This is a genomic window from uncultured Pseudomonas sp., from assembly GCF_943846705.1.
Taxonomy (GTDB): domain Bacteria; phylum Pseudomonadota; class Gammaproteobacteria; order Pseudomonadales; family Pseudomonadaceae; genus Aquipseudomonas.
In genome coordinates this window covers 4,051,075-4,075,681 of the sequence record NZ_OX044366.1, presented here as the reverse complement: position 1 = coordinate 4,075,681, position 24,607 = coordinate 4,051,075, and the positions used below count along the sequence as shown (strand labels likewise).

Here is a 24,607-nt window from a genome sequence, read left to right as displayed (position 1 = left end):
GGGAAGAATAATGGCCGCCTTCGAATATCTCGCCCTCGACGGCAAAGGTCGCCAGCAGAAAGGTGTACTGGAAGCCGACAGCGCTCGCCAGGTCAGGCAGATCCTCCGTGATCGGCAACTTGCTCCTTTGGATGTTAAAGCCACCCGTACCCGGGAAAACGCCGGCGCAGGTGCGCATTTCAGTGTGTCGCGCGGCATGTCGGCCCGCGACCTGGCGTTGATTACGCGCCAGTTGGCGACCTTGGTACAGGCCGCTTTACCGATTGAAGAGGCCTTGCGTGCGGCGGCGGCGCAGGCCATTTCGCCGCGCATCCAGAGCATGTTGCTGGCGGTGCGGGCGCGGGTGCTGGAGGGGCACGACCTGGCCAGCAGCCTAAAAGAGTTCCCGTCTGCGTTTCCCGAGCTGTACCGCGCCACGGTGGCGGCGGGCGAGCATGCCGGCCATCTTGGGCCAGTGTTGGAACAGCTGGCCGATTACACCGAGCAGCGTCAGCAGTCGCGGCAAAAAATTCAGCTGGCGCTGCTCTATCCGTTGATTCTGATGGGTGCCTCCTTGCTGATCGTCGGCTTTCTGCTTGGTTATGTGGTGCCGGACGTGGTGCGGGTGTTTATCGACTCCGGGCAAACCCTGCCGGCGCTGACCCGTGGCCTGATTGTGTTGAGCGACTGGGTCAAAGGCTGGGGCTGGCTGGCGGTGATTATCCTGCTGCTGGCTGTATTCGCCCTGCGCTGGGCCTTGCGGGATGAAGCGGTTAAGGCGCGCTGGCATGGTTTTCTGTTGCGTATTCCGCTGGTGCGGCGCTTGATTCGTGCAACCGACTGCGCACGTTTTGCCTCAACGCTGGCGATTCTGACCCGCAGCGGTGTGCCCTTGGTCGAAGCGCTGGGGATTGGTGCGCAGGTGATCGCCAATCGAGTGATTCGTGCGGATGTGGTCATCGCTGCGCAAAAAGTGCGTGAAGGCGGCAGCCTGACCCGCGCACTTGAGGCCAGCGGACAGTTTCCTCCGATGATGCTGCACATGATTGCCAGCGGTGAGCGCTCCGGTGAGCTGGATCAGATGCTGGCGCGTACGGCGCGTAATCAGGAAAGCGATCTGAGTGCCCAGGTGGCACTGTTAGTGGGCCTGTTCGAGCCCTTTATGCTGGTCTTTATGGGGGCGGTGGTGCTGGTGATCGTGCTGGCCATTCTGCTGCCGATTCTGTCTCTCAATCAGTTGGTGGGGTAAGCAGTGAATAAGCGTCAATCCGGTTTTACGCTGATCGAAATCATGGTGGTGGTAGTCATTCTGGGGATTTTGGCGGCCTTGGTCGTGCCGCAGGTCATGAGCCGGCCCGACCAAGCCAAAGTCACGGTGGTCAAGGGTGATATCAAGGCGGTGGCGGCTGCTCTGGATATGTACAAGTTGGACAACCACGCTTATCCGAGCACCCAGCAGGGCTTGGAAGCTTTGGTGAGGAAGCCATCAGGCAGCCCGCAGCCGAAGAACTGGAACCGCGACGGCTACCTCAAGCGTCTGCCGATCGACCCCTGGGGCAATGTTTATCAGTACCTGGCACCGGGCACCAAGGGGGCATTCGACCTGTATTCACTGGGTGCTGATGGCAAGGACGGTGGTAGTGATCAGGATGCCGATATCGGTAACTGGGACCTCTGAGCCGTATGCGCCAGCGCGTGAATCAGGCCGGGGGCTTTACCCTGATCGAACTGCTGGTGGTGCTGGTGATTCTCGGCAGCCTGATCGGTTTAGCGGTGTTCAGCGTGGGCATCGCCGGCCCCGGTCGCGAGCTGCACAACGAAGCCGAGCGGCTGGCTGGGCTGATTGGCGTGCTGGCTGAAGAAGCCGTGCTGGATAACCAGGAGTACGGCCTGCTGCTGGGTCGCGAGACCTATCAGGTGCTGCGCTATGAGCCAACCCAGCAGGCCTGGCAGCCACTGGGCAATAAACCGCATCAACTGCCTGCCTGGACCGAGTTGAGCATTGAGTTGGAGGGTGCTGCGTTGCAGTTGCCATCGGCTGAAGGTGATGCGCCTAGCAGTGGTGTACTGCTGCCGCAGTTGCTGTTGTTATCGAGCGGTGAGATCAGCCCATTTCGTCTGCGTTTGGCTGAACGTCGCGCCGATGGCTTGCGTCTGCAACTGGTCAGCGATGGCTTTAAATTGCCCACGGTTGAGGTCGAGCAGCCGGCAGGGCGCAGCCGATGAGACGTGCCGCCGGGTTTACCTTGCTTGAAGTGCTGGTCGCCTTGGCGATTTTTGCGCTGGTGGCAGCCAGTGTGTTGACGGCCACCACACGCAGCCTGCAAACCGCTGCTCGCCTAGAGGACAAAACCCTGGCGATGTGGATTGCCGATAACCGGCTGAGCGAAATGCAGCTGGCGCAGGGCGCTGTGCTTGATGGGCGTGATCAGGGTGAGCTGGAGTTCGCTGGGCGGCGCTGGCAGTGGCAAAGTGAGGTGCAGGTCACCCGCGAAGCGGATATGCGCCGTGTCACCCTATGGGTGGCGCCAATGGCGCAGGAGCGCTCCGGCGGTGATGCCCGCGAGCGTGCCGTGGTCAGCCTCAGCGGCTTTGTTGGGGCGATGCCATGAAGGCTGCGCGCGGTTTCACTTTGCTTGAGCTGCTGATCGCCATCGCCATTTTTGCGCTGTTGGGCTTGGCCACCTACCGCATGCTCGACAGCGTGCTGCAAACCGATAAGGTCACGCGTAACCACGAACTGCAGTTGCGTGAGCTGGTGCGGGCCATGGCCGCGTTCGAGCGCGATCTACTGCAGGTGCAGGCCAGGCCTGTACGTGATGCCTTTGGTGATCCGCGCGCCGCTTTAATAGGGGATGATCTGCAAAACCCAGTCTTGGAACTGACGCGCAATGGTTGGCGCAACCCTCTGGGGCAGCCCCGTTCCAGCCTACAGCGGGTGCGCTGGCAGCTCAGTGGCGAGCAATGGCAGCGGCGTTACTGGACGGTGCTCGATCAGGCGCAGGACAGTCAGCCGCAGGTGCAGCAGGCGCTGGACGGTGTCACCCAGTTGCAGTTGCGTTATATGGATCAAGAAGGCGGCTGGCAAAGCAGTTGGCCGCCGTTAGACAAAAGCCCCGATGAGGCGCTCACGCTGTTGCCGCAAGCCATTGAGTTGGTGCTGCAGCATCGGCGTTATGGTGAGTTGCGCCGCTTGCTGCGGCTGCCCGAAGGTTTGCCTGCGCGCTTAGCACAGGCGCCAGGAGAGAATCCTGATGAGCCGACTGATGCCGACAGTGCCCAGCCAGCGGAGTCGCAGCCATGAGTCGGCAGCGCGGTATGGCGCTGATCACCGTGCTGCTGGTGGTGGCCGTAGTCACGGTGGTCAGTGCCGGGATTATCGCCCGCCAGCAGCTGTCGATCCGCAGCAGCGCCAATCAGTTACACGTTCGCCAGGCCTGGCATTACGCCTTGGGCGGCGAGACCTTGGCTAAGGCCATGCTGCAGCGCGATTTGCGTCAGGGTGATCCGCGAGCGCCAATCGATCATCTGGGCGAGGTGTGGGCCATACCGCGTGCGCCTTTTACCTTGGATGAAGGCGGTGCGTTGCGCGTACAGATCATCGACCCGAGCGGGCGGTTTAATCTCAACAGCCTGCTGCGTCAGGGGCAACCGAATGAAGCAGCTGTGGCGCAACTGCGTCGCCTATTGCTGGGGTTGCAGATTAATGCGCCCTACGCCGAGCGCCTGCTCGATTGGTTAGACGCAGATGACCAGCCCTCTGGCGGCTATGGCGCAGAGGACAATCAATATCTGTTAGCGCAGCCTGCCTATCGCGCCGCTAACCGTGAATTGACTGATGTATCGGAGCTACGCCTGTTATTGGACATGACCGAGGCGGATTATCAACGCTTGCAGCCTTATGTCAGCGCGTTGCCAGCGGATGCCTTCCTTAATGTGAATACTGCCAGCGCGCAGGTGTTGGCTAGCTTGGCTGAAGGGCTGTCGCTGAGTGCCGCCCAAGGCTTGGTCGCTGCTCGGGATGGCGAAGGCTATCGCGATGTGCCGAGTTTTTTGGCGCAGCTCAATGGCCTGCAGGTACAGAGTCAGGGGCTTGCCGTGGGCAGTCAGTATTTTCAGGTGCTCAGCGAAGTCAGCGTGGGTGAGCGCCGGCAGATCTTGCGCAGCACCTTGCAGCGCGCCAGTGATGGTCAGGTATATGTTTTAGCCCGTGATTTGGGGCAGGGCGGCATGCTGCCGGTGCCCGTTGAGGAAGTCCAACCATGAGTCAGACCTATGTGTTTCTGCCGCCTGCGGCCTGCGTTGGTGCGCAGGCGGATCTACCGGTGCAGCGGGTTGTCGATGGGCTGAGCGATAGCCTGATGTTCAGTGAGGCGCAGGCGCAGCTTAGCGGCCACTGGACGCTGGTTTTGCCGGTCGAGGCCGTGACCGCCTGTGCGGTCAACCTGCCCACCCGCAAGGCGCGCTGGCTGCGTCAGGCATTGCCGTTCGCGGTGGAGGAGCTGCTTGCCGAGGACGTAGAGCTGATGCACCTGGCCCTGGGTGAGCAGTTGGCCGATGGCCGTCACCGGGTATTCGCCGTGCGCCGCAGCTGGCTGGCCGGCTGGTTGGCGCTATGTACTACGCCGCCACAGGCGATTGCGGTGGATGCTGACTTGTTACCAGGGCCGGGCACGGCGTTATTAGCGGCGCACGGTCGCTGGTTGTTGGGCGGTGAAAATGTCGCGCGCATGGCCGTGCAAGCGCAAGACTGGCCGCAGCTGAGTCCCTTGTGTGCGCAGCCGCAGATGGCGTGGTGTGGTCCTGAACGCGCGTCCCTGCAACCCGTGGATGACAGCCAGGTGGTGGCTGACCCCTTCGTTTGGCTGGCTCAGCAACCGCTGCGCAATAACTTGGCGCAGGGTGAGTTCGCCGTGCAAGTCGGAGCTGGTCACTGGCAACGCTGGCGGCCGTTATTGGCGGTCGTGGGGCTGTGGTTGGTGCTGCAGTGGGGCTTTAATCTGGCTCAGGGCTGGCATCTGCAGCGTCAGGCCGAGGCGTACGCCACAGACAGCGCCGCGTTGTATAAGGAGCTGTTCCCGCAAGACCGCAAGCTGGTCAACCTGCGTGCGCAGTTTGATCAGCACCTGCTAGCCAGTGCGGGTGGCGGACAAACCCGCCTGCTTGGCTTGCTGGCTCAGGTCAGTGGGGCGCTAGCGGCAGGCGGCGGGCAGGTACAGATCAGTCAGGTGGATTTCAGTGAGGCGCGAGGTGATCTGGCCATGCAGGTACAAGCCCCGGGGTTCGCCGAGTTGGAGCGTTTGCGCGAGCGCTTACAAGGCAGTGGTTTGCTGGTGCAGCTGGGGTCTGCCAGCCGTGAAGGTACGGGCGTCAGTGCGCGTGTGGTGATAGGAGGATGAGCATGGCAGCGCAAGGCAAGGGCTTCACCGTGCAATTGGATAATTCACTGCTGCTCCAGCGTTGGCGTGCTTTAGCCCCGCGCGAGCAGTTTTCTCTCGCCAGTCTTGGCTTGTTTTTGTTGTTGGTGCTGTTGTACCTAACGCTTTGGCAGCCTGCCCAGCAGCGCTTGGTCAATGCACGTAGCGCATTCGAAACGCAGCGCGCGTTAAATGCCTACCTGCATAGTCAGGCCCCTGTGGCACGTAACCTGGCCAGCCATCCGCAGCGGGCGCTTGATCCGGCTCGGCTGCAAGGTACGGTCACCGCCACGGCGGCGACTCACGGGCTAACGATCGAGCGCTTGGACAACGCCGGTGACGGTGCTCTACAGCTCAACCTGCAACCCGCTGCATTTGCGCAATTGCTGGGTTGGTTCAGTGAGCTGCAAGAGCAGGGCGTGCAAATCGCCGAAGCAGGGCTGGATCGGGCTGAGGGCAACAAGGTTGCCGCTCGGCTAAGCCTGCGCGTTACACAGTAGCGGGTCGGTCAGCTGCATATTGATGCAGGCGTTATTGGGTGGATCAGGGAAAGGCCATGTTTTTCCCGCTTTTTTAGAAAAACTTGAAGCGGGGTATTGACTTAGGTTCGGCCCTTGCGTAAATTTCGCCACCTCGCAAGGCCAAGGGTGATTAGCTCAGCTGGGAGAGCAGCTGCCTTACAAGCAGCGGGTCGGCGGTTCGATCCCGTCATCACCCACCACTTGCCGAGAAGTTTACCGGACGAAAGTCCACCGACGCGCAGCGGTAGTTCAGTCGGTTAGAATACCGGCCTGTCACGCCGGGGGTCGCGGGTTCGAGTCCCGTCCGCTGCGCCATATTTTCCATGTTGAGTTCGCTCGGCATGAGACGGAAAAGCAGGAATGCTGTTCAGTCAGATGAAGCAAGAGTTCCATGGACGAAAGTCCACCGACATGCAGCGGTAGTTCAGTCGGTTAGAATACCGGCCTGTCACGCCGGGGGTCGCGGGTTCGAGTCCCGTCCGCTGCGCCATATAGGAAGCCCGCTGATAGCGATATCAGCGGGTTTTTTATTGCCTGCAGTTTTTGCTCGCCACTCTGGTGCGAGCAACTGTCATCGTCTGTTCATCTGTTTCCTTTAGCTTGTTTGGCATGCTCTATCTAGTGAGCGCTGATGTATCGAGTAGGAGCAGCAGGTAATGGATGATTATCAAGAAGAGCTGCTGGAAGCTCGCGCCGCCGAGCCGGATATGCCGGAGCGTGATGAAGACGCCACCGAGCTTTAGCCGTGCAGAGCGGCTTGTTAGCGGGCGCGGCGTTGTTCGCGGCGGTATTCACCCGGGGTTTGCCGGTTCCAGCGCTTGAACGCGCGCTGGAACGCCTCGGCTGAGGCAAAGCCGAGCAGGTAGGCGATTTCGCCGAAGGCCAGTTCGGTGTCGCGGATGTAGGCCATGGCCAGGTCGCGGCGGGTGTCGTTAAGGATGCTACGAAACTGTGTGCCTTCATCGGCCAGCTTGCGCCGTAGTGTCCAGGTGGGTAATTGCAGGCGCGTGGCGACTTCTGTGAGATCCGGCTCGTGGCCGTGCAGCAGTGGGCCAAGCAGCTGAGTGATGCGTTCGCGCAGGCTGCGGGTGCGCGTCAGCTGCTGCAGTTCCCCTTCGCAGATTTCCAGCAGGTGCCGCCAGGTGCTTGGGCAGTGCTCAGGATTGCGCAGGTTCAGGCTCTGCTGGTTCAGGCGCAGCTGATTGTGCTCGCTGGCAAACTCCACCGGGCAGGCAAACAACTCCGCGTACTGCGCTGCGTAATCAGGGGCGGGAAACTCGATCTGCACTTTCTCCACGGGCAGGGCTTGTTGCGCCAGCTTACTCAGTTGCTGCGCCCAGCTGGCCAGCACCGAGTCGACGACAAAGCGGTTGTAGGTGTTATACGGGCTGATCGAATAGAAACGCAGCCAGGCACCCTGGCGATCTTCATGCAGGCTAGACTGGCCGCGATAATTGGCAGCGTACAAGGGTTCGAAGCGAATCAGTGCGCGTGCCGCTTCGCGAACAGTCGGCGCCTGGGCTGCGGTTACACCGGCCAGGCCTAGTTGACTGAGGCGGCTGGTTTGCCCCATCAGTAGCCCAAGGCCGGGCTGCGAGCATTGCTGAATTGCGGCATGGCCTAAGCGCATATAACGCGGGATCGATAGTCGCGCGCGGGGCTCAGCCAGTCGCGCCGCATCCAGGCCGTAGCTGTCGAGCAGCGGCTTGGGATCTTGGGCGCAATGGCGCATGGCATCCGCCAGGCTGCCGACAAAGCCAACCGAGAGGTCGCCGAGTTTGACCCGCGTGTTTTTGATCATTCTTACGCTATCCAGCCTGCCCTAGGCGCTGTTGGGTGTTCAGGAGAGGCGTCAGGGTAGGCAAGCGTTTTGGCTTTGCCAAGCTTCGCTGCACTTTTTGATCAGTAGGTTGTAATTTTCGGTCATTGAGCCGTTCACCTCGGCTGATTATTGTCTAGACCATATCGACCGCGACCCGCCAAGAGGTTGCGGCATCCGTGTAATGCCTCTGTTCGATGTGGAGATTTTCATGACTGCTCACTACCCGCACCTGCTGGCCCCGCTCGACCTGGGCTTTACCACCCTGAAGAACCGCACCCTGATGGGCTCGATGCACACAGGTCTGGAAGAAAAGCCGAACGGCTTTGAGCGCATGGCTGCCTATTTCGCCGAGCGCGCCCGCGGCGGCGTCGGCCTGATGGTCACGGGCGGTATTGGTCCGAACGTAGAAGGCGGCGTGTATTCCGGTGCCGCCAAGCTGACCACCGTGGAAGAAGCCGAGAAGCACAAGATTGTGACCAAGGCGGTGCATGAGGCGGGCGGTAAAATTTGCATGCAGATCCTGCATGCCGGCCGTTATGCCTACAGCCCGAAGTCAGTCGCGCCGAGTGCGATTCAGGCGCCGATCAACCCATTCAAGCCCAAAGAGCTGGATGAGGAAGGCATCGAGAAGCAGATTCAGGATTTCATCAATTGCTCCGTATTGGCCCAGCAGGCCGAATACGATGGTGTTGAGATCATGGGTTCGGAAGGTTATTTCATTAACCAGTTCCTCGTTGCCCACACCAACCATCGTACCGACCGCTGGGGTGGCAGCTACGAGAACCGCATGCGTTTGCCGGTGGAGATTGTCACCCGCGTGCGTGAAGCTGTAGGCCCGAACTTCATCATCATCTATCGCCTGTCGATGCTTGATCTGGTCGAAGGTGGCAGCACCTGGGATGAGATTGTCTTGCTGGCCAAGGCCATCGAGAAGGCTGGTGCGACCATCATCAACACCGGTATCGGCTGGCACGAAGCGCGTATCCCGACCATCGCCACCAAGGTGCCACGCGCGGCTTTCACTAAAGTCACCGCTAAGCTACGTGGTGAAGTCAGTATTCCGCTGATCACCACTAACCGTATTAACACCCCGGAAATTGCCGAGCAGGTGCTGGCCGAAGGTGATGCCGATATGGTGTCGATGGCGCGGCCGTTTCTCGCCGACCCGGACTTCGTCAACAAGGCCGCCGAAGGCCGCAGTGATGAAATCAATACCTGCATCGGTTGCAACCAGGCCTGCCTGGATCACACTTTCGGCGGCAAGCTGACCAGTTGCCTGGTTAACCCGCGGGCCTGTCACGAGACTGAGCTGAATTACATTGCGACCAGCGCGGTGAAGAAGATCGCCGTAGTCGGTGCCGGTCCTGCTGGCTTGTCCGCCGCCACCGTAGCCGCCGAGCGTGGCCACAGCGTGACCCTGTTCGACTCGGCCAGCGAAATCGGCGGCCAGTTCAACGTGGCCAAGCGCGTGCCAGGCAAGGAAGAGTTCGTTGAAACCCTGCGCTACTTCAAGCGCAAGCTGGAAACCACCGGCGTCGACTTGCGTTTGAATACCCGTGTGTCGGCTGATGAGTTGGCCAAGGGTGGCTATGACGAAATCATTTTGGCCACTGGTATTGCCCCGCGTACCCCGGCCATCGAAGGTATCGACAACGCCAAAGTGATCAGCTATCTGGACGCCATTTTGCAGCGCAAGCCGGTTGGCCAGAAAGTCGCGGTGATCGGTGCGGGCGGGATCGGCTTCGACGTGTCCGAGTTCATCACCCATGCCGGTGAGACGACCAGCCTGAACCGCGAGGCTTTCTGGAAGGAGTGGGGTATCGATGCTGCTCTTGAGGCTCGCGGCGGTGTTGCCGGGATCAAGGCGGATGTGCACCCCGCGGCCCGTGAAGTGTTCTTGCTGCAACGCAAGAAAACCAAGGTTGGCGATGGGTTGGGCAAGACTACCGGTTGGATCCATCGCACCGGTTTGAAGAATAAAAATGTGCAGATGCTCAACTCGGTCGAATACCTCAAGGTCGACGATGCCGGCCTGCATATCAGCATTGCCGGTGGTGAGCCGCAGGTGCTGCCGGTGGACACGGTGATTATCTGTGCGGGTCAGGATCCATTGCGCGAGCTGCAGGATGGCCTGGTGGCCGCCGGGCATAGCGTGCACCTGATCGGTGGGGCTGACGTGGCCAGTGAGCTGGATGCCAAGCGGGCAATCAACCAGGGCTCGCGACTCGCCGCCGAGCTCTAAGTGACCAACGCCCCGCTCTATGCGGGGCGTTTGCTATGTGGCTTACAACAATAAGGAACAGCATGATGAGTAGCACCCAACTGCAACCCGTTGCCGCGGCCACGCTTGCCCAGTGGCATGCTCTGATGCAAAAAAATGACCTGAGCGGCTTGCCGGCGCTGCTTCATCCGCAGGCGGTGTTCCGTTCGCCAATGGCCTTCAAACCCTATGCCGGCGCGCCCATGGTTTCGCTGATACTCAATACCGTGAGTCAGGTATTTGTCGACTTTGCCTACCACCGTGAGCTGGCCAGCGCCGATGGTCTCAATGTGGTGCTGGAGTTCAGTGCCAAGGTGGGCGAGCGCGAACTCAAGGGCATCGACATGATCCGCTTCGATGAAACCGGCAAGATCGTTGAGTTCGAGGTAATGATTCGCCCTATGAGTGGTCTGCAAGCTCTGGGTGACGAGATGGGGCGGCGACTGGCGCCTTTTCTGGCGGCGGCCAAAGCCTGAGGCGTTGCACCAAACCCATCACAGTTTCGCCCTGTCGGCCGGTTTTTCACGGTTTGCTGGCAGGGTGACTGCCAACCCTGTCACATTGCTGGGCTTGGTTTTTCCCCTAGACTTGCCTGAGCAAGGGTATAGCGCCTGAAAATGTGGGCTTTGCTTAACCCGTCAGAATGTTGGCAGCCTTGCTATGTGCGCTGGTTTTTGCGCAGCATAAGCAGGATGTGCCATACACCGAGCGGAGCGCCCGATTCGGCTTAGAGGAAAACCGATGAGCATGCAGAGCAAGCCGCAGATGGTTGAGGCCGTGATGTTCTTCAGTGAACGCGGCGGTATCTGCAAGCAAATGTTTTTCGCCGAATTCGAGGCGTTGCTCGATGGCGTAGTGAATATGCCGGAGTTCGCCGATCAGCAAATGCGTGTGGCGTTCATGCTGATCAACCCGCGCCTGCAGATCAAAGCGCTGGTGTTCTTCTATCTGGATTTTGATGAGAAGGGTGCGCCCGACTCCGGCTGGAATATTCCCCTACAGGCGCTGGCTGAGCGAGCCGGACGTGGCCCTGATCTGGGCGGCGGGCCGATTCGTCTGGCCTGCCGCAGTCAATGCCCGGTGTCCTGGCACCAGATGCACCTCTGGGACCCGAGCCTGAGCCCTGGCAATAATGACTTGGCACTGCTGCGCGATGTGGTCAAACGCAACACCCTGGGTTTGCTGGCTGAAGATGAGTCGCTTCAGGCGGTCGCGCCAGAGCGCCTGCAAATGGCCTCGGAGGATAAGTGGTACGCGGCGGATCCGGCTCAGGAAGCAGTCGCCAAGGACAATCAAAAACTTGATCAGGAGCAACGCCTGAAAGCCGCGCAACTGATCAAGCAGCAGCGCTTACGCATCAGCAGCCTGACCCAGCAGCATGAGGAAGAACTGGCCAAGTTCAAATTAGCCAGTGAGGAGCAGAGCAGGAACCTGCAGGCGCAAATTCATGGCTTGCATCAGGCGCTGCGTCAGCAGGAAGAACACAATGCGGCGCTCAAGGCGCAATTGGCGGCTCAGGCGGCGAACTTCCAGACCTCCCGTGAGAAAATCACCGAGCAACTGCGCGCGCTGGAGCGTGATGGCCGCAGTGAGAGTGACAGCCTGCGTGCGCAATTCGAGGCCGAGATGCAGGCCAAGGTCGCCTCGGCAGTGGCTGAATACAAAGAGCAGATTGCCATTCGTGATGTTGAGCTGGCTTATCGTGCTGAGCAGGACACCCAGGCGCAGCAGGAAATCAGTCGCTTGAAAAGCGCATATGCGGACTTGGCTAGCCAGGGCGGCGATCAGATACTCGAGCGTTTGGCCAGGCGCGGTGTGGTCTTTGTGGTATATCACCCCGGTGCCGGCCATTTGACCATTCCACTGCAGGACATCGCCGCTTATCAGGACAACCCACTGGCCTACGCCGCCGCCAAATGCTTTGTCAGTGAAGTGCAGTACCGCCATTGGCTGGCGCATTACCAGCAGCCAAGCTGCGAGGCCGCGCTACCGAGTGGTGAGCGCTGCGCTATCCCAATCGACCGGATCGACACGCCCAGCCGCTTTACCCTCTCTGAGTCCAACTGCTGCGCGCGGCACAAGGCCAGTAGCCGTATGCGGACTGTCAGCTAGCCTTGCCTGTTGTCCTGCCTAACTGGACGCCATGCGCGCCCTTGCAACCCTTGCGTCTTGATTGGTCGGTTGCTGCCGGGGTTGAGCTGGCGGTGTTACGCCTGGACCTGCTTGATCCGCTGATCAGCGGCAATAAATGGTTCAAGCTCATCGAGCATCTGCGTGCAGCACAAACCAGTGGTGCTAGTGGCGTAATCAGTCTCGGCGGCGCGCACTCCAATCACTTGCATGCTCTGGCTGCGGCCGGCAAGCGCTTTGGTTTCAACACGGTGGGCTTGTTGCGTGGCCATCCGCAGCAGACGCCGACTGTGAGCGATCTGCAGGCCTTCGGCATGCACTTGCACTGGTTGGGGTATGCGGGTTATCGGGCCCGGCATGCCCCCGAATTCTGGCGGCCTTGGCTGGCGGATTATCCAGGCTTTTATCCGCTGCCAGAGGGTGGTGGTGGCTTGCCGGGCGCCTTGGGTTGTATGAGCTTGGTGCAACAGGTGCGCGAGCAACTACCTGGCCTGGGGTGGAGCGATTACGACGCGTGGTGGCTGGCGGCCGGCACCGGTACCACCTTGGCGGGTCTGTTATTGGCTGAAGCTGCTGCGCGCCCGGTGCATGCGGCGCTGGCTGTGCCGGCCAATCATGGTGTCGAGCAACAGGTGCAGGCGATCGTGCAGGCTGCCGGAGTGCCCGTTGGGCGTTACCAGTTGCATTCCGCCAGCCGAGGTGGCTTTGCCAAGGTCGACGCCGAGCTGCTCAGCTTTATGCAGGCCGCAGAGATAGCAAGCGGCGTACCGCTGGAGCCGCTGTATACCGCCAAGGCATTAATGGCGTTGCGCCAGCAGGTGGTGGCCGGTTACTTTGCTCGCGGCAGTCGCCTGGTGTTTGTTCATACCGGTGGTCTGCAGGGGCGTGCTGCTGCGCTGTTGCAGCACGCCGCCGGCGTAACGCAGCTACTCTGAATTTCACCAGCGGAGTCTGGATATCCCATGAACGAACCCCTTAACCCCGAACAGCTTCGCAGCCTGACGCCACTCAATGTGCTGTCTGAGCAGCAATGGCGCGAGTTACGTGGGCAATTGGTTCCGCAACCATTGCTGATGGGGCAGTTGTTGTTTCGTCTTGGGGATCAGGCGCGCTTGACCTACTACCTGCTGGCTGGCGAATTGCTGCTGCAATCGGCTGATGGCCAGGAGCAGCGCTTGCAAGCGGGCAGTGAGGCCAGTTGCCACCCGCTGTCGCCGAGCTTGCCGCGCTTGCATGAGGCGCGGGCGTTGACCGATGCCAGCGTGCTGGCTGTGGATACTGCCACCCTCAATCGTTTGCTTACCTGGCGCCTGGCCTATCAGGATCTGCTGTTGGAGTTGGGCCAGAGTGAAGAGGAGGTTGAGTGGCTGGAGTGCTTGCTGGAAAACCCGTTGTTCGCCAAAGTGCCGCCGTCCAATGTGCGTGCCATGCTCGCGCGCCTGCAGCGTATCGAGTTAGCTGCCGGCAGTACTGTGCTGCAGGAAGGTGATGTCGGCGACTGCTGCTACTTTCTGAAAAGTGGTCGGGCCGAGGTGATTCGCGGTGCCGGCAGCGCGCAGCAGGTATTGGCCGAGCTGGAGATTGGCGCCTGCTTTGGTGAGGAAGCCCTGCTGGCTGACAGTCCGCGCAATGCCACGGTCACCATGCTGGAAGAGAGTGTGGTGCTGCGTCTGGATCGCCAGGATTTCTTCGCCTTGCTTAAGGCGCCGGTGGTGAATGAGGTGTCGCTCGGCGAAGCCTCGCGGTTGTTGGCTGCCGGGGCGCAGTGGCTGGATGTGCGCTTGCAAGCAGAGTACGAGCGTGCCCACGCCTTGCAGTCTTTGCACATGCCACTGCAGCTGCTGCGCCTAAAGGCCCGCCTGCTGGATAAAACACGTACCTACCTGTGTTATTGCGACAGTGGTAAGCGCAGTGCCAGTGCGGTGTTTCTGCTTTCGCAGCTGGGCTATAGCGCCTACGCCTTGCGTAATGGCGTGGATGCTTTGCCGGCGGTGCAGCGTGATGCGCTGTTGTGTGAGCGTGGCTCGGGCTACCTGGCGCGTTCGGGTGGGCGCACCGAGCGCAGTCGCTGAGGTGTGCTCAGCTAGCTGCGGGTTCGCTGACTAGTCGGTGGCCTGCAGCGGCCAGCTGTCATTCACCAGAAACACCCGCTCGGCCTCCAGCCAGGCGTGCTGTGGGCCTTCAAACACGCGTACGAGCAACTGAGCGTTGGCATCCTCCGGCAGTGCCGCAAGCCATTGAGTGAGTCGTTCGCCTGCCCATAACTGCTGCTCATCAAGGCGCGCCGGTGCTAGCCAGGCGTGCCGTGGCAATGGCTGCCAGCACCCTGGGTTGTGCGCGGCAAAACTCTCCCAGTTTGCGCGATGCAGCCAGCGCCCACGCAAGTGGATCAGGTTGCTTCTCCGCGGAGCGGCATAGGTTTGCTGCCAGGGGTAGAACAGATAGCCGGCCAGCCACATTGCCGCTTGGGGTTGATGAATATCCAGTTCAGCCAACCGCTGCTGCGCTTGCGTGCTTGAAGAGAGCGGCAGCTGGTGCTGGCCCATATGTGCCAGCTTGATATCCAGGCGATCGTGGCTGCCCGGGCCGAGCCAGTGCGCCAGATCAGTGCCGCTGCAGGTTGGCTGGCCCAGGTACAGCTTGATGGCCAGTTCCAGGTGATGCACGCCTTCGTCATCACGCAGCAGCATATCCAGCTCGCCCAGGGTATGGCCTTGCTGGCGGATCGGCAGGTTGGCGACCAGCACCTCGATATCCGGCGCGGCATGCAGGGCAAACTGCCAGAGGCGTTCGTAGTAGAGGCCAAGCCGGCGTACCGAGCTTTGGCTGAGCCACTGGGTCAGCGCTTGGCTGTGCGCATCCAGGGCCAGTAACCAGTCAGCCAGCGCTGCGGGCTGCTGGCCCCAGCGGCTGGCCTTGAGTGGGTGGCGCTGTGGCCACGATACCTGCGCCAACAGCGGCGGTGAAAGCAGCGCCCAGGCCAGGTCGCGAACGGCGGGTTGGCGCAGTTGCGAGGGCAGATCGGTGAGTGAAGGGAAGGGCGTCATGTTGCGAGCATAGCGCAGAGCGGTCAGCGGTTTGCTGCTGCCATGGCCTTTCGCCCATAATCCGAGCCATTAGATAGAGCCTGGCGGGAGTCCCATGGAGCAATTTCGTAATATCGGCATCATCGGTCGACTGGGCAGTACCCAGGTGCTCGACACCATTCGCCGGCTGAAGAAGTTTCTGATCGCTCGTCACCTGCATGTGATTCTCGAAGACACCATTGCCGAAGTGTTGCCAGGCCATGGTCTGCAGACCTCCTCGCGGAAAATTCTTGGGGAAATCTGTGATCTGGTGATCGTGGTCGGCGGTGACGGCAGCATGCTCGGCGCCGCTCGCGCGCTGGCGCGGCACAAGGTACCGGTGCTGGGTGTGAACCGGGGCAGCCTGGGCTTTCTCACCGATATTCGTCCCGACGAGCTGGAAGTGAAGGTCGCGCAGGTGCTCGAAGGGCACTACCTGACGGAAAATCGCTTTCTGCTTGAAGCCGAAGTGCGCCGTCATGGCGAGGCCATCGGTCAGGGCGATGCGCTCAATGATGTGGTGCTGCACCCAGGCAAATCCACGCGCATGATTGAGTTCGAACTGTATATCGACGGCCAGTTTGTCCTTAGCCAGAAAGCTGACGGTCTGATTGTCGCGACGCCAACCGGCTCGACAGCCTATGCGCTATCCGCCGGCGGGCCGATCATGCACCCCAAGCTGGATGCCATCGTGATTGTGCCGATGTACCCGCATACGCTGTCCAGCCGGCCTATCGTGGTGGATGGCAATAGCGAGTTGAAAATCGTCGTGTCCAAAGATATGCAGATTTACCCACTGGTGTCCTGTGATGGGCAAAATCACTTCACCTGCGCGCCTGGCGACACCATTACCGTAGCCAAACGGCCGCAAAAGCTGCGTCTGATTCATCCTCTGGACCACAACTTCTATGAGGTCTGCCGCAACAAACTGGGCTGGGGCAGCCGGCTCGGCGGGGGTGCTTAATGCCTCTCGACCCTGCTCGTGGTTATGACCTGATCGGCGATATCCATGGTTGTGCGAAAACCCTGGAGCATCTGCTGGCCACCCTGGGCTATCGCCAGCAGGCGGGTGTATGGCGTCACCCGCGGCGTATGGTGATTTTTCTCGGGGATTTGGTTGACCGTGGCCCGCGTATCCGCGAGGCCCTGCACCTGGTACGGGACATGGTCGTCGCCGGTCAGGCGCTGTGCATCATGGGTAACCATGAATTCAATGCGCTGGCCTGGAGTACGCCGGCAGCCCCTGGCAGCGGCCGGCAGTTCGTGCGTGAGCACACGCCGCGGCATGCCCGGTTGATCAAGGAAACCCTCGAGCAGTTCCAGGCCTACCCGGCAGAGTGGCAAGAGTTTCTCGGCTGGTTCTACGAGCTGCCGCTGTTTATCGATGCCGGGCGTTTTCGCGTGGTGCATGCCTGCTGGGATGACAGCCTGATCGAGCCACTGCGCGCGCAGTTTGCCGATGGTTGTATTGATGAGCCTTTTCTGCAGGCGGCGGCGGTGCACGGCAGCTTTGCCAACACCGCGCTGGACCGCTTGTTGCGCGGCACCGATATGCGCCTGCCGCACGGCATGACCCTGACCAGCGATGACGGTTTTACCCGTGCGCACTTTCGCACCAAGTTCTGGGAAGAAGACCCGCAAACCTACGGCGATATTGTCTTTCAGCCTGATGCCTTGCCAGAGCTGGCGGCGCAGATGCCGCTGAGTGAGTTGCAGAAGACTGAATTACTTAAATACCCAGCCGATCAACCGCTGTTGTTTGTCGGCCACTACTGGCGCAGCGGCAAGCCCGCACCAATTCGCAGCAACCTGGCCTGCCTGGATTACAGCGCGGTGCTAAACGGCAAAATGGTCGCGTACCGGCTCGATCAGGAGGTGCGCCTGGATGCCAGCAAGTTCGTCTGGGTCGATGTCGATAGCCCGGAGGCGCGCCCATGAGTCCAGTGGCAGCGATGCGCTTGCCCGAGTACGTTGACTTGAGCGGCTTTATTGCACTGTTACAGCGCTTGCAGGTGCCGCACCGGGTAGCGGAAGAGGCCGGGGAGCAAGTGCTCTGGGTACCCGAGGAGTCGTTGGCTGAACAGGTGCGCACGCTCTATGCGCGTTATCCGCAGGGTGACGCTGTGGCCGCGCTTGAGTCGCCGCCGCGTGCTGCAAATCATTCGCCGAGCTTTAGCCAGCAACTGCGCGCCTGCCGTGTGACCGCGGGTGTGTTGCTGCTGACCTTTATCGTCGCGGCTATCACCTTGCTCGGCGATAACCTGGCCAGCGTAAGCGGGCTGAGTTTTGTCGATTACCGCGTGCAGGGCGACTACATCTACTTTGATTACCTCAACGGCACCTTGGCCAGCGGCCAGTGGTGGCGGCTGCTGACGCCGATGCTGATTCACTTCGGCTTCCTTCATCTGGCGATGAACACGCTGTGGTATTGGGAACTGGGGCGGCGTATCGAGGTGCGTCAGGGCCCATGGATGCTGCTCGGGATGACGCTGTTGTTCAGCCTGGCGGCCAACTTTGCCCAGTACCTGCATGCCGGCCCTTCACTGTTTGGTGGTCTCTCCGGGGTGCTTTACGGTTTGCTTGGGCATTGCTGGATTTTCCAGCGCCTGGCGCCCTGCAATGCCTATCGGCTACCGCCCGGCGTACTGGTGATGATGCTGGCCTGGCTGCTGATCTGCATGACCGGTATTTTCGAGTTGCTGCAGTTCGGCGCCATTGCCAATGCTGCGCACGTCGGTGGCCTGCTGGCAGGTTGTTTGAGTGGGCTGGTTGGCGGTTTGCTGGCGCGCCGGCAACGCAGTTAGCTGGCCGCTAAAAACTGCCTGGGTTGGCAATACTGCGTTGAAAACGGCCTCAAAAGGCGCATTTACAGCAGGTAAGCTCCGCATTTTTGGCCGTATTCGCCTTGTCTTGCCTGCCCCACCTAGGTTTTCAACGGCCTGCTTAGTTGTGCAGCAGGCTGGTAAACTGCCACTTTGTATTTGGAGGCGTTATGTCGTCCTTTATCGAAGCAATTGAAAACATCACCCCTGAGATTTATCTGAACCTCAAGCTGGCTGTGGAAATCGGCAAATGGCCGGATGGCCGCAAGTTGACTCAAGAACAGAAAGAGTTGACGTTGCAGGCGCTGATTGCCTGGGAAACCCATAACCTGCCGGAAGAAGAACGTATCGGCTATATGGGCCCGCAGGAATGCAGTTCGAAGTCCGCACCGGTAGCCAATCTGCTGTTCAAATCCTCGGATACCCTGCACTGATGAGTGAGTTAGCGCGTGGCGCCCTGAGCAAAATGGCGGCGCAGCTGGATGCGCCGGTGCAGTACAGCTTTCGCCTGGGGGATGAGCTGCTGCCGGTCAATCCGCTGATCGGTAAAACCCTGCGCCTGGAGTTTCTCGGCGCCATCCATTGCAGCCATTGCGGGCGCAAGACTAAGAGCAGCTACAGCCAAGGTTACTGCTACCCGTGCATGCAGAAGCTGGCGCAGTGCGACATCTGCATCATGAGCCCCGAGCGTTGCCACTATGACGCAGGAACCTGCCGCGAGCCGAGTTGGGGCGAGCAGTTTTGCATGACCGATCACGTGGTCTATCTGGCCAACTCTTCTGGAGTGAAAGTCGGGATTACCCGCGCCACGCAAATCCCCACCCGCTGGATCGATCAGGGCGCTAGCCAAGCGCTGCCGATCCTGCGCGTCGCCACTCGCCAGCAGTCCGGCTTTGTGGAAGACCTGTTGCGCAGTCAGGTGGCGGATAAAACCAACTGGCGCGCGCTGCTCAAGGGCGATGCTACGCCGGTAGACCTTACGGCCGTGCGTGAGCAGCTGTTCGCCAGTTGCAGCAGCGGCTTGACCGAATTGCAGCAGCGCTTCGGTATTCAGGCCATTCAGCCGCTGAACGATCAATCAGTGGTGCAGATTGCCTACCCGATTGAGGCTTACCCGGCCAAGATCACCAGCTTCAACCTGGATAAAAATCCGCTGGCCGAGGGCACGTTGCTGGGCATCAAGGGCCAGTACCTGATGTTCGACACCGGCGTGATCAATATCCGCAAGTACACCGCTTATCAGCTGGCCATCCACGAACTGGCCGTCTGAGTTTCCCATTTGCCAAGCCGGCGCCCGCGCGCCGTAGATAAAGGGCCACAAGCCATGCGCACCGAACAGCCGAAGATGATCTACCTCAAGGACTACCAGGCCCCGGATTATCTGATCGATGAAACGCACCTGACCTTCGAGTTGTTCGAGGACCACACTCTGGTGCATGCGCAACTGGTGATGCGGCGCAACCCGGCGGCCGGCAGCGGTCTGCCGCCACTGGTGCTGGATGGCCAGCAGCTGGAACTGCTCTCGGTCACGCTGAATGATCGTCCGCTCAGCGCCGCCGATTACCAACTAACCGACAGTCATCTGACCCTGCAGCCCGACAGCGCTAGCTTCGTGATCGACAGCAGCGTGCGCATCCATCCGGAAAGCAACACCGCGCTGGAAGGCCTGTACAAGTCCAGTGGCATGTTCTGCACCCAATGTGAGGCCGAAGGCTTCCGCAAGATCACTTACTACCTCGATCGTCCGGATGTGATGAGTAAGTTCACCACCACCCTGAGCGCCGAACAGCACAGCTACCCCGTGCTGCTGTCCAACGGCAACCCGATTGCCAGCGGTCAGGAAGAGGGCGGTCGGCATTGGGCGACTTGGCAAGACCCGTTTATGAAACCGGCTTACCTGTTCGCGCTGGTGGCGGGCGATCTCTGGTGTGTGGAAGACAGCTTCACCACCATGAGCCAGCGTGAGGTGGCGCTGCGTATTTATGTCGAGCCAGAGAATATCGACAAATGCCAGCACGCCATGAACAGCCTGAAGAAGTCGATGAAGTGGGACGAAGAAGTCTATGGCCGTGAGTACGACCTGGACATCTTTATGATCGTCGCGGTCAACGACTTCAATATGGGCGCCATGGAAAACAAGGGCCTGAATATCTTCAACTCCAGTTGCGTGCTGGCCAAGGCTGAAACCGCTACCGATGCGGCGCACCAGCGCGTCGAAGCGGTGGTCGCCCACGAGTACTTCCATAACTGGTCGGGCAACCGCGTGACCTGCCGCGACTGGTTCCAGCTGTCGCTCAAGGAAGGCTTTACCGTATTCCGTGATGCCGAGTTCAGTGCCGACATGCATTCGCGCACGGTCAAACGCATTGAAGACGTGGCTTACCTGCGCACCCACCAGTTCGCCGAAGATGCCGGCCCGATGGCCCATCCGGTGCGCCCGGATGCCTTTATGGAAATTTCCAACTTCTACACCCTGACGGTATATGAGAAGGGTTCGGAAGTGGTGCGCATGATCCGCACTCTGGTCGGCGCCGAAGGCTTCCGCAAAGGCAGCGACCTGTATTTTGCACGCCACGACGGCCAGGCCGTGACCTGCGACGATTTTATCCGCGCGATGGAAGAGGCCAACGGTATCGACCTGACTCAGTTCAAGCGCTGGTACAGTCAGGCCGGTACGCCACGCCTGGAAGTGAGCGAGAGCTATGATGCGGCCGCCAACAGTTATCGGCTGGCGTTCCATCAGAGTTGCCCGGCGACGCCGGGGCAGACGGAGAAGCTGCCTTTTGTGATCCCTGTTGAGCTGGCGCTGCTCGATGCCCAGGGGCGCGAACTGCCACTGCAGCTGGTGGGCGAAGATACCGCCGTGGCGGGTGCACGTGTGCTGCAGGTGAGTGAGGCCGAGCAGGCATTCACCTTTATTAATCTGCCGGAAAAGCCGCTGCCTTCACTGCTGCGCGGCTTTTCCGCACCGATCAAGCTGAGCTTCCCCTACAACCGTGATCAGCTGATGTTCCTGATGCAGCACGACAGTGATGGCTTTAACCGCTGGGAAGCGGGGCAGCAACTGTCGGTGCAGGTGCTCCAGGATTTGATCGGTCAGCATCAACGTGGCGAACCGCTGGTGCTTGATCAGCGTCTGGTCGAGGCCTTCCGTACGCTGCTGGCGGACGAGTCGCTGGATCAAGCCATGGTCGCCGAAATGCTGTCGCTGCCGGGCGAGGCGTATCTGACCCAAATCAGTGAAGTGGCCGATGTTGAGGCTATCCACTCCGCGCGAGAGTTTGCCCGTCAGCAGCTCGCGGATGCGCTGTTTGCTCTGCTGTGGCAGCGTTATCAGGCAAACCGCGAGGTTTCCCGCAATAGCGCCTATGTGGCCGAAGCTGAGCACTTTGCCCGGCGTAGCCTGCAGAATATTGCCCTGTCTTACCTGATGCTGAGTGGTAAGGCTGAGGTGCTGGCGGTGTGCCTGGAGCAGTTTGAGAACGCCGACAACATGACCGAGCGCTTGGCGGCCTTGGCTGTATTGGTCAATTCGCCGTTCGAGACCGAGAAAGCCGTTGCGCTGACCAGTTTCGCTGATTTCTTCAAGGACAACCCACTGGTCATGGATCAGTGGTTCAGCGTGCAGGCTGCTTGCGCACTGCCGGGCGCGCTACAGCGAGTCGAGCAGTTGATGCAGCACCCGGCCTTTACCCTGAAGAATCCGAACAAGGTGCGTGCCTTGATCGGGGCCTTTGCTGGGCAGAACTTGCTAGGGTTTCATCAGGCAGACGGCAGTGGCTACCGCTTCCTGGCCGATCAGGTGATCACCCTGAACGCGCTTAATCCGCAGATCGCTTCGCGCCTGCTGGCCCCGCTGACCCGCTGGGCCAAATATGGCGATGCCCGTCAGGCGCAGATGAAAGCCGAATTGCAGCGCATTTTGGCCTCGGGGGAGTTGTCCAGTGATGTCTATGAGGTGGTCAGCAAAAGCCTGGTTGATTAAACACTGTGCTGTAACCACCTCGCTGGTAACACCGGTACGCATAAAGCGCTGTTACAGCTGTCCGGCTGCTTTTTAGTCGTCCTCATTAATACTAAAGGTCTACTCTGCGGCTCCATGTGCAATGCATGGGGTTGTGGGGTGTTTGTCTGGGCCTCAACAATGGCATAAATGTGTTACCAGTCTCGCGCAGGTAACACATTGTGTTACCTCTTCTCGAGTGGAAACCAAGCGTGCGCAAATCTGCGCGGGCTATTTGGCTTGACCTTGGCTGAGTTGTTTGAGGCGTCTGAGCGCGTTATTGGCTGTCCGGGTGACGGAACGCGCCAGATGGTAGGACAAAAAAAGCTAAACACATTCCGGCTGTCTGTCATTTGGCTGGTGAATGATCAGTCACGTTGTGGGTGTAGAGTTCTGTATTTTGCGTGCAGCTATTTTTTATACGCTTGTTTGAATTGGCACCATGGTTGCAAGTGCAGAAGCTGATTTTGCCTCGTAATGGTGCATGCCAAACAATGAGGTGCGTGTGAGCGCGTTGGGGGATGCCTCCCAATCAGCAATTAAGGTCGTCGTCAGTACGGCCATAACGTGCCCCGGTGGTGGGTACAAAATAGATGATCTGTACACGGAGTAATATTTCAATGGAAATTAAGTCGCGTAAGCCTGTTTTGCATTTTGCACCTGCCAAGGCAGGTTTTGCTTTTGTTGGCATCCTTCCTCTGCTGGTAGCGGCGCATGCCCAGGCGGTTGAATTCAGCTTCGCCGACAATGAAATCACCGGTTCCATCGACTCTACCGTGTCCTACGGTCAACTCTGGCGTGTACAGGGTCAGGACAAGAGCAATGACGATATCAATACCAACGACGGCAATCGCAATTTTGATACCGGCTTGGTTTCTGAAGTATTCAAAATCACCACTGATATGGAAGCGCGCTATCAGAATTATGGTGTGTTTGTCCGCGGGACGGCGTTCTATGACACTCAGATCATGGATAAACGCAACGACTACATGAGTCAGAACAACCCTTCGCAGCCGAGCCAAAACACGCCGGACGACTCGAGTTTCACCTACGAGACTCGTCACAAGGCCGGCCGCGGTGCTCAAATTCTCGATGCCTACGTTTATGGCAATTGGGATGTTGGTGATATGCCACTTAGCGCTCGCTTTGGTAAGCAAGTTTTCAACTGGGGTGAAGGCTTGTTTTATCGTGGTGGCGTCAATACGACCAACCCGGTTGACGCCGCTAAGTTTCGCCTGCCAGGCGCTGAGTTAAAAGAAGTGCTGGTGCCGGTTGAGGCCCTGAGCTTTAACGTAGGCCTGACGGATAACCTATCGATGGAAACTTTCTACCAGTTCAACTGGAAAGAAAGCGCTATTGACCCAGTAGGTACTTACTTCTCTGAGACTGACTTGTTTGCTGATGGTGGTAATACTGCTTATTCGACGCAGGCGGCGCTCATTCCTGCAGGTGCTGCATACCCAAGGCTAAGTGCGCAAGGTATTGGTGGCTTGGCGGGTGGTCGTAACGTGGATTCCAATGGCAACATCCAAGTTGCGAAAATTGGTTCTGATATCAATGCAAAAAACGATGGCCAATATGGTGTTAATTTTAAGTATATCGCTGAGGAGCTTAACTCCACTGAGTTCGGTGCTTACTTTGTTAACTATCACTCAAAAGAGCCTACGATCGCGGCAGACCTTGGCGACTATACAGGTGTCAATGTAGTTGGTGTTGCACAAACGCTTTGTGCTCTGGCAGGTGGTGGAGTAGGTTGCGGGTCTCAAGCTAATTACGCACCGTTTCTTGATTCTGCCGGTGGGTTAACAACTATCGACGTAGCCAATCAGGTAAACGCGCGTCGTGAGTACGCTGAAGATATTCGTATGTACGGCCTTAGTTTCAATACTACTGTAGCTAGTGCCTCAGTCTTCGGTGAACTGTCCTACCGTCCGAACCTGCCGATTGGTGTTGCCACTACCAATGACCTGCTTGGTGATTTGCTGTTGCAAGCACCGCAGTTGGCTTCAAAAAAGCTGGTTAATATTGGCGGTCAGCAAGTTCAGTTGGGTGACGAAATCCACAACGTAAAGCGTGTTGAAGCATTCAATACCTCGCTGGGTACCATCTATAATTTTGGTCCTACGTTGGGCTTTGACTCTTTGTTTGGTATCGCTGAGTTAGCGTCGGAACACTTGCGTGGTGATGACCTTCAATACACTGATTTTAATGGTAAAAATCGTTATTACTCAGGTCGCGGCAATAACTCTTATGTGAGCGGCGGTGATCGTGATGATCAGGTCAATAAGAACGCTTATGGCTATACCTTGGTGTTGAGCGGTACTTGGAACGACGTCTATGCCGGGGTAAACGTTTCACCGTACGCCGTATATAAGGATGACTTCGAAGGTAACTCTTACCAGACCGGTAACTTTATCGAAGGCCGCAAGGCTTATACCCTCGGTGTTAAAGCCAGCTACCTGAACAGCTTGGAAGGCGAGCTGGCTTACACCGAGTTCTTCGGTGGCGGTCAGAACAACGGCAGCCGCGATCGCGACAATATCGGCGTCAACGTTAAGTATTCCTTCTAAACATAACTAGAAAATACC

22 protein-coding genes and 3 tRNA genes are annotated in these 24,607 nt (G+C 59.1%); 23 read left to right on the top strand and 2 right to left on the bottom strand.

Features of this window, described 5'->3' with window-relative positions:
* Positions 1-10: 10 nt before the first annotated feature.
* The 11 genes from xcpS (at position 11) to Q0V31_RS18900 (ending at position 6,407) form a co-directional block, all read left to right on the top strand.
* Positions 11-1,228, top strand: a complete 1,218-nt coding sequence (gene xcpS / locus Q0V31_RS18950) for a GspF family T2SS innner membrane protein variant XcpS (protein WP_298190454.1) — start codon at positions 11-13, stop codon at positions 1,226-1,228.
* A 3-nt stretch (positions 1,229-1,231) separates the two neighbouring features.
* Positions 1,232-1,657 carry a type II secretion system major pseudopilin GspG gene (gspG, locus tag Q0V31_RS18945; protein ID WP_298190452.1) on the top strand — a complete coding sequence of 142 codons (426 nt, stop codon included), beginning with the start codon at positions 1,232-1,234 and terminating at the stop codon, positions 1,655-1,657.
* A 17-nt stretch (positions 1,658-1,674) separates the two neighbouring features.
* Entirely contained in the window at positions 1,675-2,205 is a 531-nt protein-coding gene (gspH, locus tag Q0V31_RS18940; RefSeq protein ID WP_298191148.1) for a type II secretion system minor pseudopilin GspH, read from the top strand.
* Positions 2,202-2,591, top strand: a complete 390-nt coding sequence (gene gspI / locus Q0V31_RS18935; protein WP_298190450.1) for a type II secretion system minor pseudopilin GspI — start codon at positions 2,202-2,204, stop codon at positions 2,589-2,591. Before gspH ends, gspI begins: the two co-directional genes overlap by 4 nt.
* Complete coding sequence (gspJ, locus tag Q0V31_RS18930) at positions 2,588-3,283, top strand: type II secretion system minor pseudopilin GspJ (protein WP_298190447.1); 696 nt, start codon at positions 2,588-2,590, stop codon at positions 3,281-3,283. Before gspI ends, gspJ begins: the two co-directional genes overlap by 4 nt.
* Positions 3,280-4,245, top strand: coding sequence for a type II secretion system minor pseudopilin GspK (gene gspK / locus Q0V31_RS18925; protein ID WP_298190445.1), 966 nt, complete (start codon positions 3,280-3,282; stop codon positions 4,243-4,245). Before gspJ ends, gspK begins: the two co-directional genes overlap by 4 nt.
* Entirely contained in the window at positions 4,242-5,378 is a 1,137-nt protein-coding gene (gene gspL / locus Q0V31_RS18920; protein WP_298190443.1) for a type II secretion system protein GspL, read from the top strand. The genes gspK and gspL overlap by 4 nt, the downstream gene beginning before the upstream one ends.
* Before the next feature lie 2 nt (positions 5,379-5,380).
* The gene (locus Q0V31_RS18915; RefSeq protein WP_298190441.1) at positions 5,381-5,896 is read left to right on the top strand and encodes a type II secretion system protein M; all 516 of its coding nucleotides are present in this window, start codon (positions 5,381-5,383) and stop codon (positions 5,894-5,896) included.
* A 145-nt stretch (positions 5,897-6,041) separates the two neighbouring features.
* Positions 6,042-6,117 (top strand) — tRNA-Val (locus Q0V31_RS18910).
* Positions 6,118-6,155: 38 nt separating this feature from the next.
* A tRNA-Asp gene (locus Q0V31_RS18905) sits at positions 6,156-6,232 on the top strand.
* A 98-nt stretch (positions 6,233-6,330) separates the two neighbouring features.
* Positions 6,331-6,407, top strand: a tRNA-Asp gene (locus Q0V31_RS18900).
* Positions 6,408-6,677: 270 nt separating this feature from the next.
* Here Q0V31_RS18900 and Q0V31_RS18895 read toward each other — a convergent pair.
* Positions 6,678-7,715 (bottom strand): AraC family transcriptional regulator, encoded by a 1,038-nt coding sequence (locus Q0V31_RS18895; protein WP_298191146.1) that lies wholly within the window; start codon positions 7,713-7,715, stop codon positions 6,678-6,680.
* Positions 7,716-7,947: 232 nt separating this feature from the next.
* Between Q0V31_RS18895 and Q0V31_RS18890 the strand changes: the two genes are divergently transcribed.
* The 5 genes from Q0V31_RS18890 to Q0V31_RS18870 all read left to right on the top strand — a co-directional run bounded on the left by Q0V31_RS18890 (position 7,948) and on the right by Q0V31_RS18870 (position 14,201).
* On the top strand, positions 7,948-9,981 hold the full coding sequence (locus Q0V31_RS18890; protein WP_298190439.1) for an NADPH-dependent 2,4-dienoyl-CoA reductase: 2,034 nt from the start codon (positions 7,948-7,950) through the stop codon (positions 9,979-9,981).
* A gap of 65 nt (positions 9,982-10,046) precedes the next feature.
* Complete coding sequence (locus Q0V31_RS18885; protein WP_298190437.1) at positions 10,047-10,475, top strand: nuclear transport factor 2 family protein; 429 nt, start codon at positions 10,047-10,049, stop codon at positions 10,473-10,475.
* 265 nt (positions 10,476-10,740) lie between these two features.
* Positions 10,741-12,111, top strand: a complete 1,371-nt coding sequence (locus Q0V31_RS18880; protein WP_298190435.1) for a chromosome partitioning protein ParA — start codon at positions 10,741-10,743, stop codon at positions 12,109-12,111.
* Between the two features lie 2 nt (positions 12,112-12,113).
* The gene (locus Q0V31_RS18875; RefSeq protein WP_298190433.1) at positions 12,114-13,064 is read left to right on the top strand and encodes a pyridoxal-phosphate dependent enzyme; all 951 of its coding nucleotides are present in this window, start codon (positions 12,114-12,116) and stop codon (positions 13,062-13,064) included.
* Between the two features lie 27 nt (positions 13,065-13,091).
* Positions 13,092-14,201 carry a cyclic nucleotide-binding domain-containing protein gene (locus Q0V31_RS18870; RefSeq protein WP_298190431.1) on the top strand — a complete coding sequence of 370 codons (1,110 nt, stop codon included), beginning with the start codon at positions 13,092-13,094 and terminating at the stop codon, positions 14,199-14,201.
* A gap of 30 nt (positions 14,202-14,231) precedes the next feature.
* Here Q0V31_RS18870 and Q0V31_RS18865 read toward each other — a convergent pair whose 3' ends face one another.
* Positions 14,232-15,176 (bottom strand): DUF1853 family protein, encoded by a 945-nt coding sequence (locus tag Q0V31_RS18865; protein ID WP_298190430.1) that lies wholly within the window; start codon positions 15,174-15,176, stop codon positions 14,232-14,234.
* Between the two features lie 94 nt (positions 15,177-15,270).
* Between Q0V31_RS18865 and Q0V31_RS18860 the strand changes: the two genes are divergently transcribed.
* The 7 genes from Q0V31_RS18860 (at position 15,271) to Q0V31_RS18830 (ending at position 24,589) form a co-directional block, all read left to right on the top strand.
* Positions 15,271-16,158, top strand: coding sequence for an NAD(+) kinase (locus Q0V31_RS18860; RefSeq protein WP_298190428.1), 888 nt, complete (start codon positions 15,271-15,273; stop codon positions 16,156-16,158).
* Positions 16,158-17,132 carry a metallophosphoesterase gene (locus tag Q0V31_RS18855; RefSeq protein ID WP_298190426.1) on the top strand — a complete coding sequence of 325 codons (975 nt, stop codon included), beginning with the start codon at positions 16,158-16,160 and terminating at the stop codon, positions 17,130-17,132. Before Q0V31_RS18860 ends, Q0V31_RS18855 begins: the two co-directional genes overlap by 1 nt.
* Positions 17,129-17,998 (top strand): rhomboid family intramembrane serine protease, encoded by an 870-nt coding sequence (locus tag Q0V31_RS18850; protein WP_298190424.1) that lies wholly within the window; start codon positions 17,129-17,131, stop codon positions 17,996-17,998. Before Q0V31_RS18855 ends, Q0V31_RS18850 begins: the two co-directional genes overlap by 4 nt.
* Positions 17,999-18,186: 188 nt before the next feature.
* Positions 18,187-18,450 carry a DUF1315 family protein gene (locus Q0V31_RS18845; RefSeq protein WP_298190422.1) on the top strand — a complete coding sequence of 88 codons (264 nt, stop codon included), beginning with the start codon at positions 18,187-18,189 and terminating at the stop codon, positions 18,448-18,450.
* On the top strand, positions 18,450-19,286 hold the full coding sequence (locus Q0V31_RS18840; RefSeq protein WP_298190420.1) for a DUF2797 domain-containing protein: 837 nt from the start codon (positions 18,450-18,452) through the stop codon (positions 19,284-19,286). Before Q0V31_RS18845 ends, Q0V31_RS18840 begins: the two co-directional genes overlap by 1 nt.
* A gap of 54 nt (positions 19,287-19,340) precedes the next feature.
* Entirely contained in the window at positions 19,341-22,001 is a 2,661-nt protein-coding gene (gene pepN / locus Q0V31_RS18835) for an aminopeptidase N (protein WP_298190417.1), read from the top strand.
* Positions 22,002-22,639: 638 nt separating this feature from the next.
* Positions 22,640-24,589 carry a DUF1302 domain-containing protein gene (locus Q0V31_RS18830; protein WP_298190414.1) on the top strand — a complete coding sequence of 650 codons (1,950 nt, stop codon included), beginning with the start codon at positions 22,640-22,642 and terminating at the stop codon, positions 24,587-24,589.
* Positions 24,590-24,607: the final 18 nt, after the last annotated feature.

Excerpts from the sequence above, each read along its gene's own strand:
- Q0V31_RS18915 (WP_298190441.1), top strand. The coding sequence starts at position 5,381 with ATGGCAGCGCAAGGCAAGGGCTTCACCGTGCAATTGGATAATTCACTG.
- gspJ (WP_298190447.1), top strand. The coding sequence starts at position 2,588 with ATGAAGGCTGCGCGCGGTTTCACTTTGCTTGAGCTGCTGATCGCCATC.
- Q0V31_RS18880 (WP_298190435.1), top strand. The coding sequence starts at position 10,741 with ATGAGCATGCAGAGCAAGCCGCAGATGGTTGAGGCCGTGATGTTCTTC.
- Q0V31_RS18845 (WP_298190422.1), top strand. The coding sequence starts at position 18,187 with ATGTCGTCCTTTATCGAAGCAATTGAAAACATCACCCCTGAGATTTAT.
- Q0V31_RS18870 (WP_298190431.1), top strand. The coding sequence starts at position 13,092 with ATGAACGAACCCCTTAACCCCGAACAGCTTCGCAGCCTGACGCCACTC.
- gspK (WP_298190445.1), top strand. The coding sequence starts at position 3,280 with ATGAGTCGGCAGCGCGGTATGGCGCTGATCACCGTGCTGCTGGTGGTG.
- Q0V31_RS18865 (WP_298190430.1), bottom strand. The coding sequence starts at position 15,176 with ATGACGCCCTTCCCTTCACTCACCGATCTGCCCTCGCAACTGCGCCAA.
- gspI (WP_298190450.1), top strand. The coding sequence starts at position 2,202 with ATGAGACGTGCCGCCGGGTTTACCTTGCTTGAAGTGCTGGTCGCCTTG.
- Q0V31_RS18890 (WP_298190439.1), top strand. The coding sequence starts at position 7,948 with ATGACTGCTCACTACCCGCACCTGCTGGCCCCGCTCGACCTGGGCTTT.
- xcpS (WP_298190454.1), top strand. The coding sequence starts at position 11 with ATGGCCGCCTTCGAATATCTCGCCCTCGACGGCAAAGGTCGCCAGCAG.
- pepN (WP_298190417.1), top strand. The coding sequence starts at position 19,341 with ATGCGCACCGAACAGCCGAAGATGATCTACCTCAAGGACTACCAGGCC.
- Q0V31_RS18855 (WP_298190426.1), top strand. The coding sequence starts at position 16,158 with ATGCCTCTCGACCCTGCTCGTGGTTATGACCTGATCGGCGATATCCAT.
- Q0V31_RS18830 (WP_298190414.1), top strand. The coding sequence starts at position 22,640 with ATGGAAATTAAGTCGCGTAAGCCTGTTTTGCATTTTGCACCTGCCAAG.
- Q0V31_RS18885 (WP_298190437.1), top strand. The coding sequence starts at position 10,047 with ATGAGTAGCACCCAACTGCAACCCGTTGCCGCGGCCACGCTTGCCCAG.
- gspL (WP_298190443.1), top strand. The coding sequence starts at position 4,242 with ATGAGTCAGACCTATGTGTTTCTGCCGCCTGCGGCCTGCGTTGGTGCG.
- Q0V31_RS18850 (WP_298190424.1), top strand. The coding sequence starts at position 17,129 with ATGAGTCCAGTGGCAGCGATGCGCTTGCCCGAGTACGTTGACTTGAGC.
- Q0V31_RS18860 (WP_298190428.1), top strand. The coding sequence starts at position 15,271 with ATGGAGCAATTTCGTAATATCGGCATCATCGGTCGACTGGGCAGTACC.
- Q0V31_RS18840 (WP_298190420.1), top strand. The coding sequence starts at position 18,450 with ATGAGTGAGTTAGCGCGTGGCGCCCTGAGCAAAATGGCGGCGCAGCTG.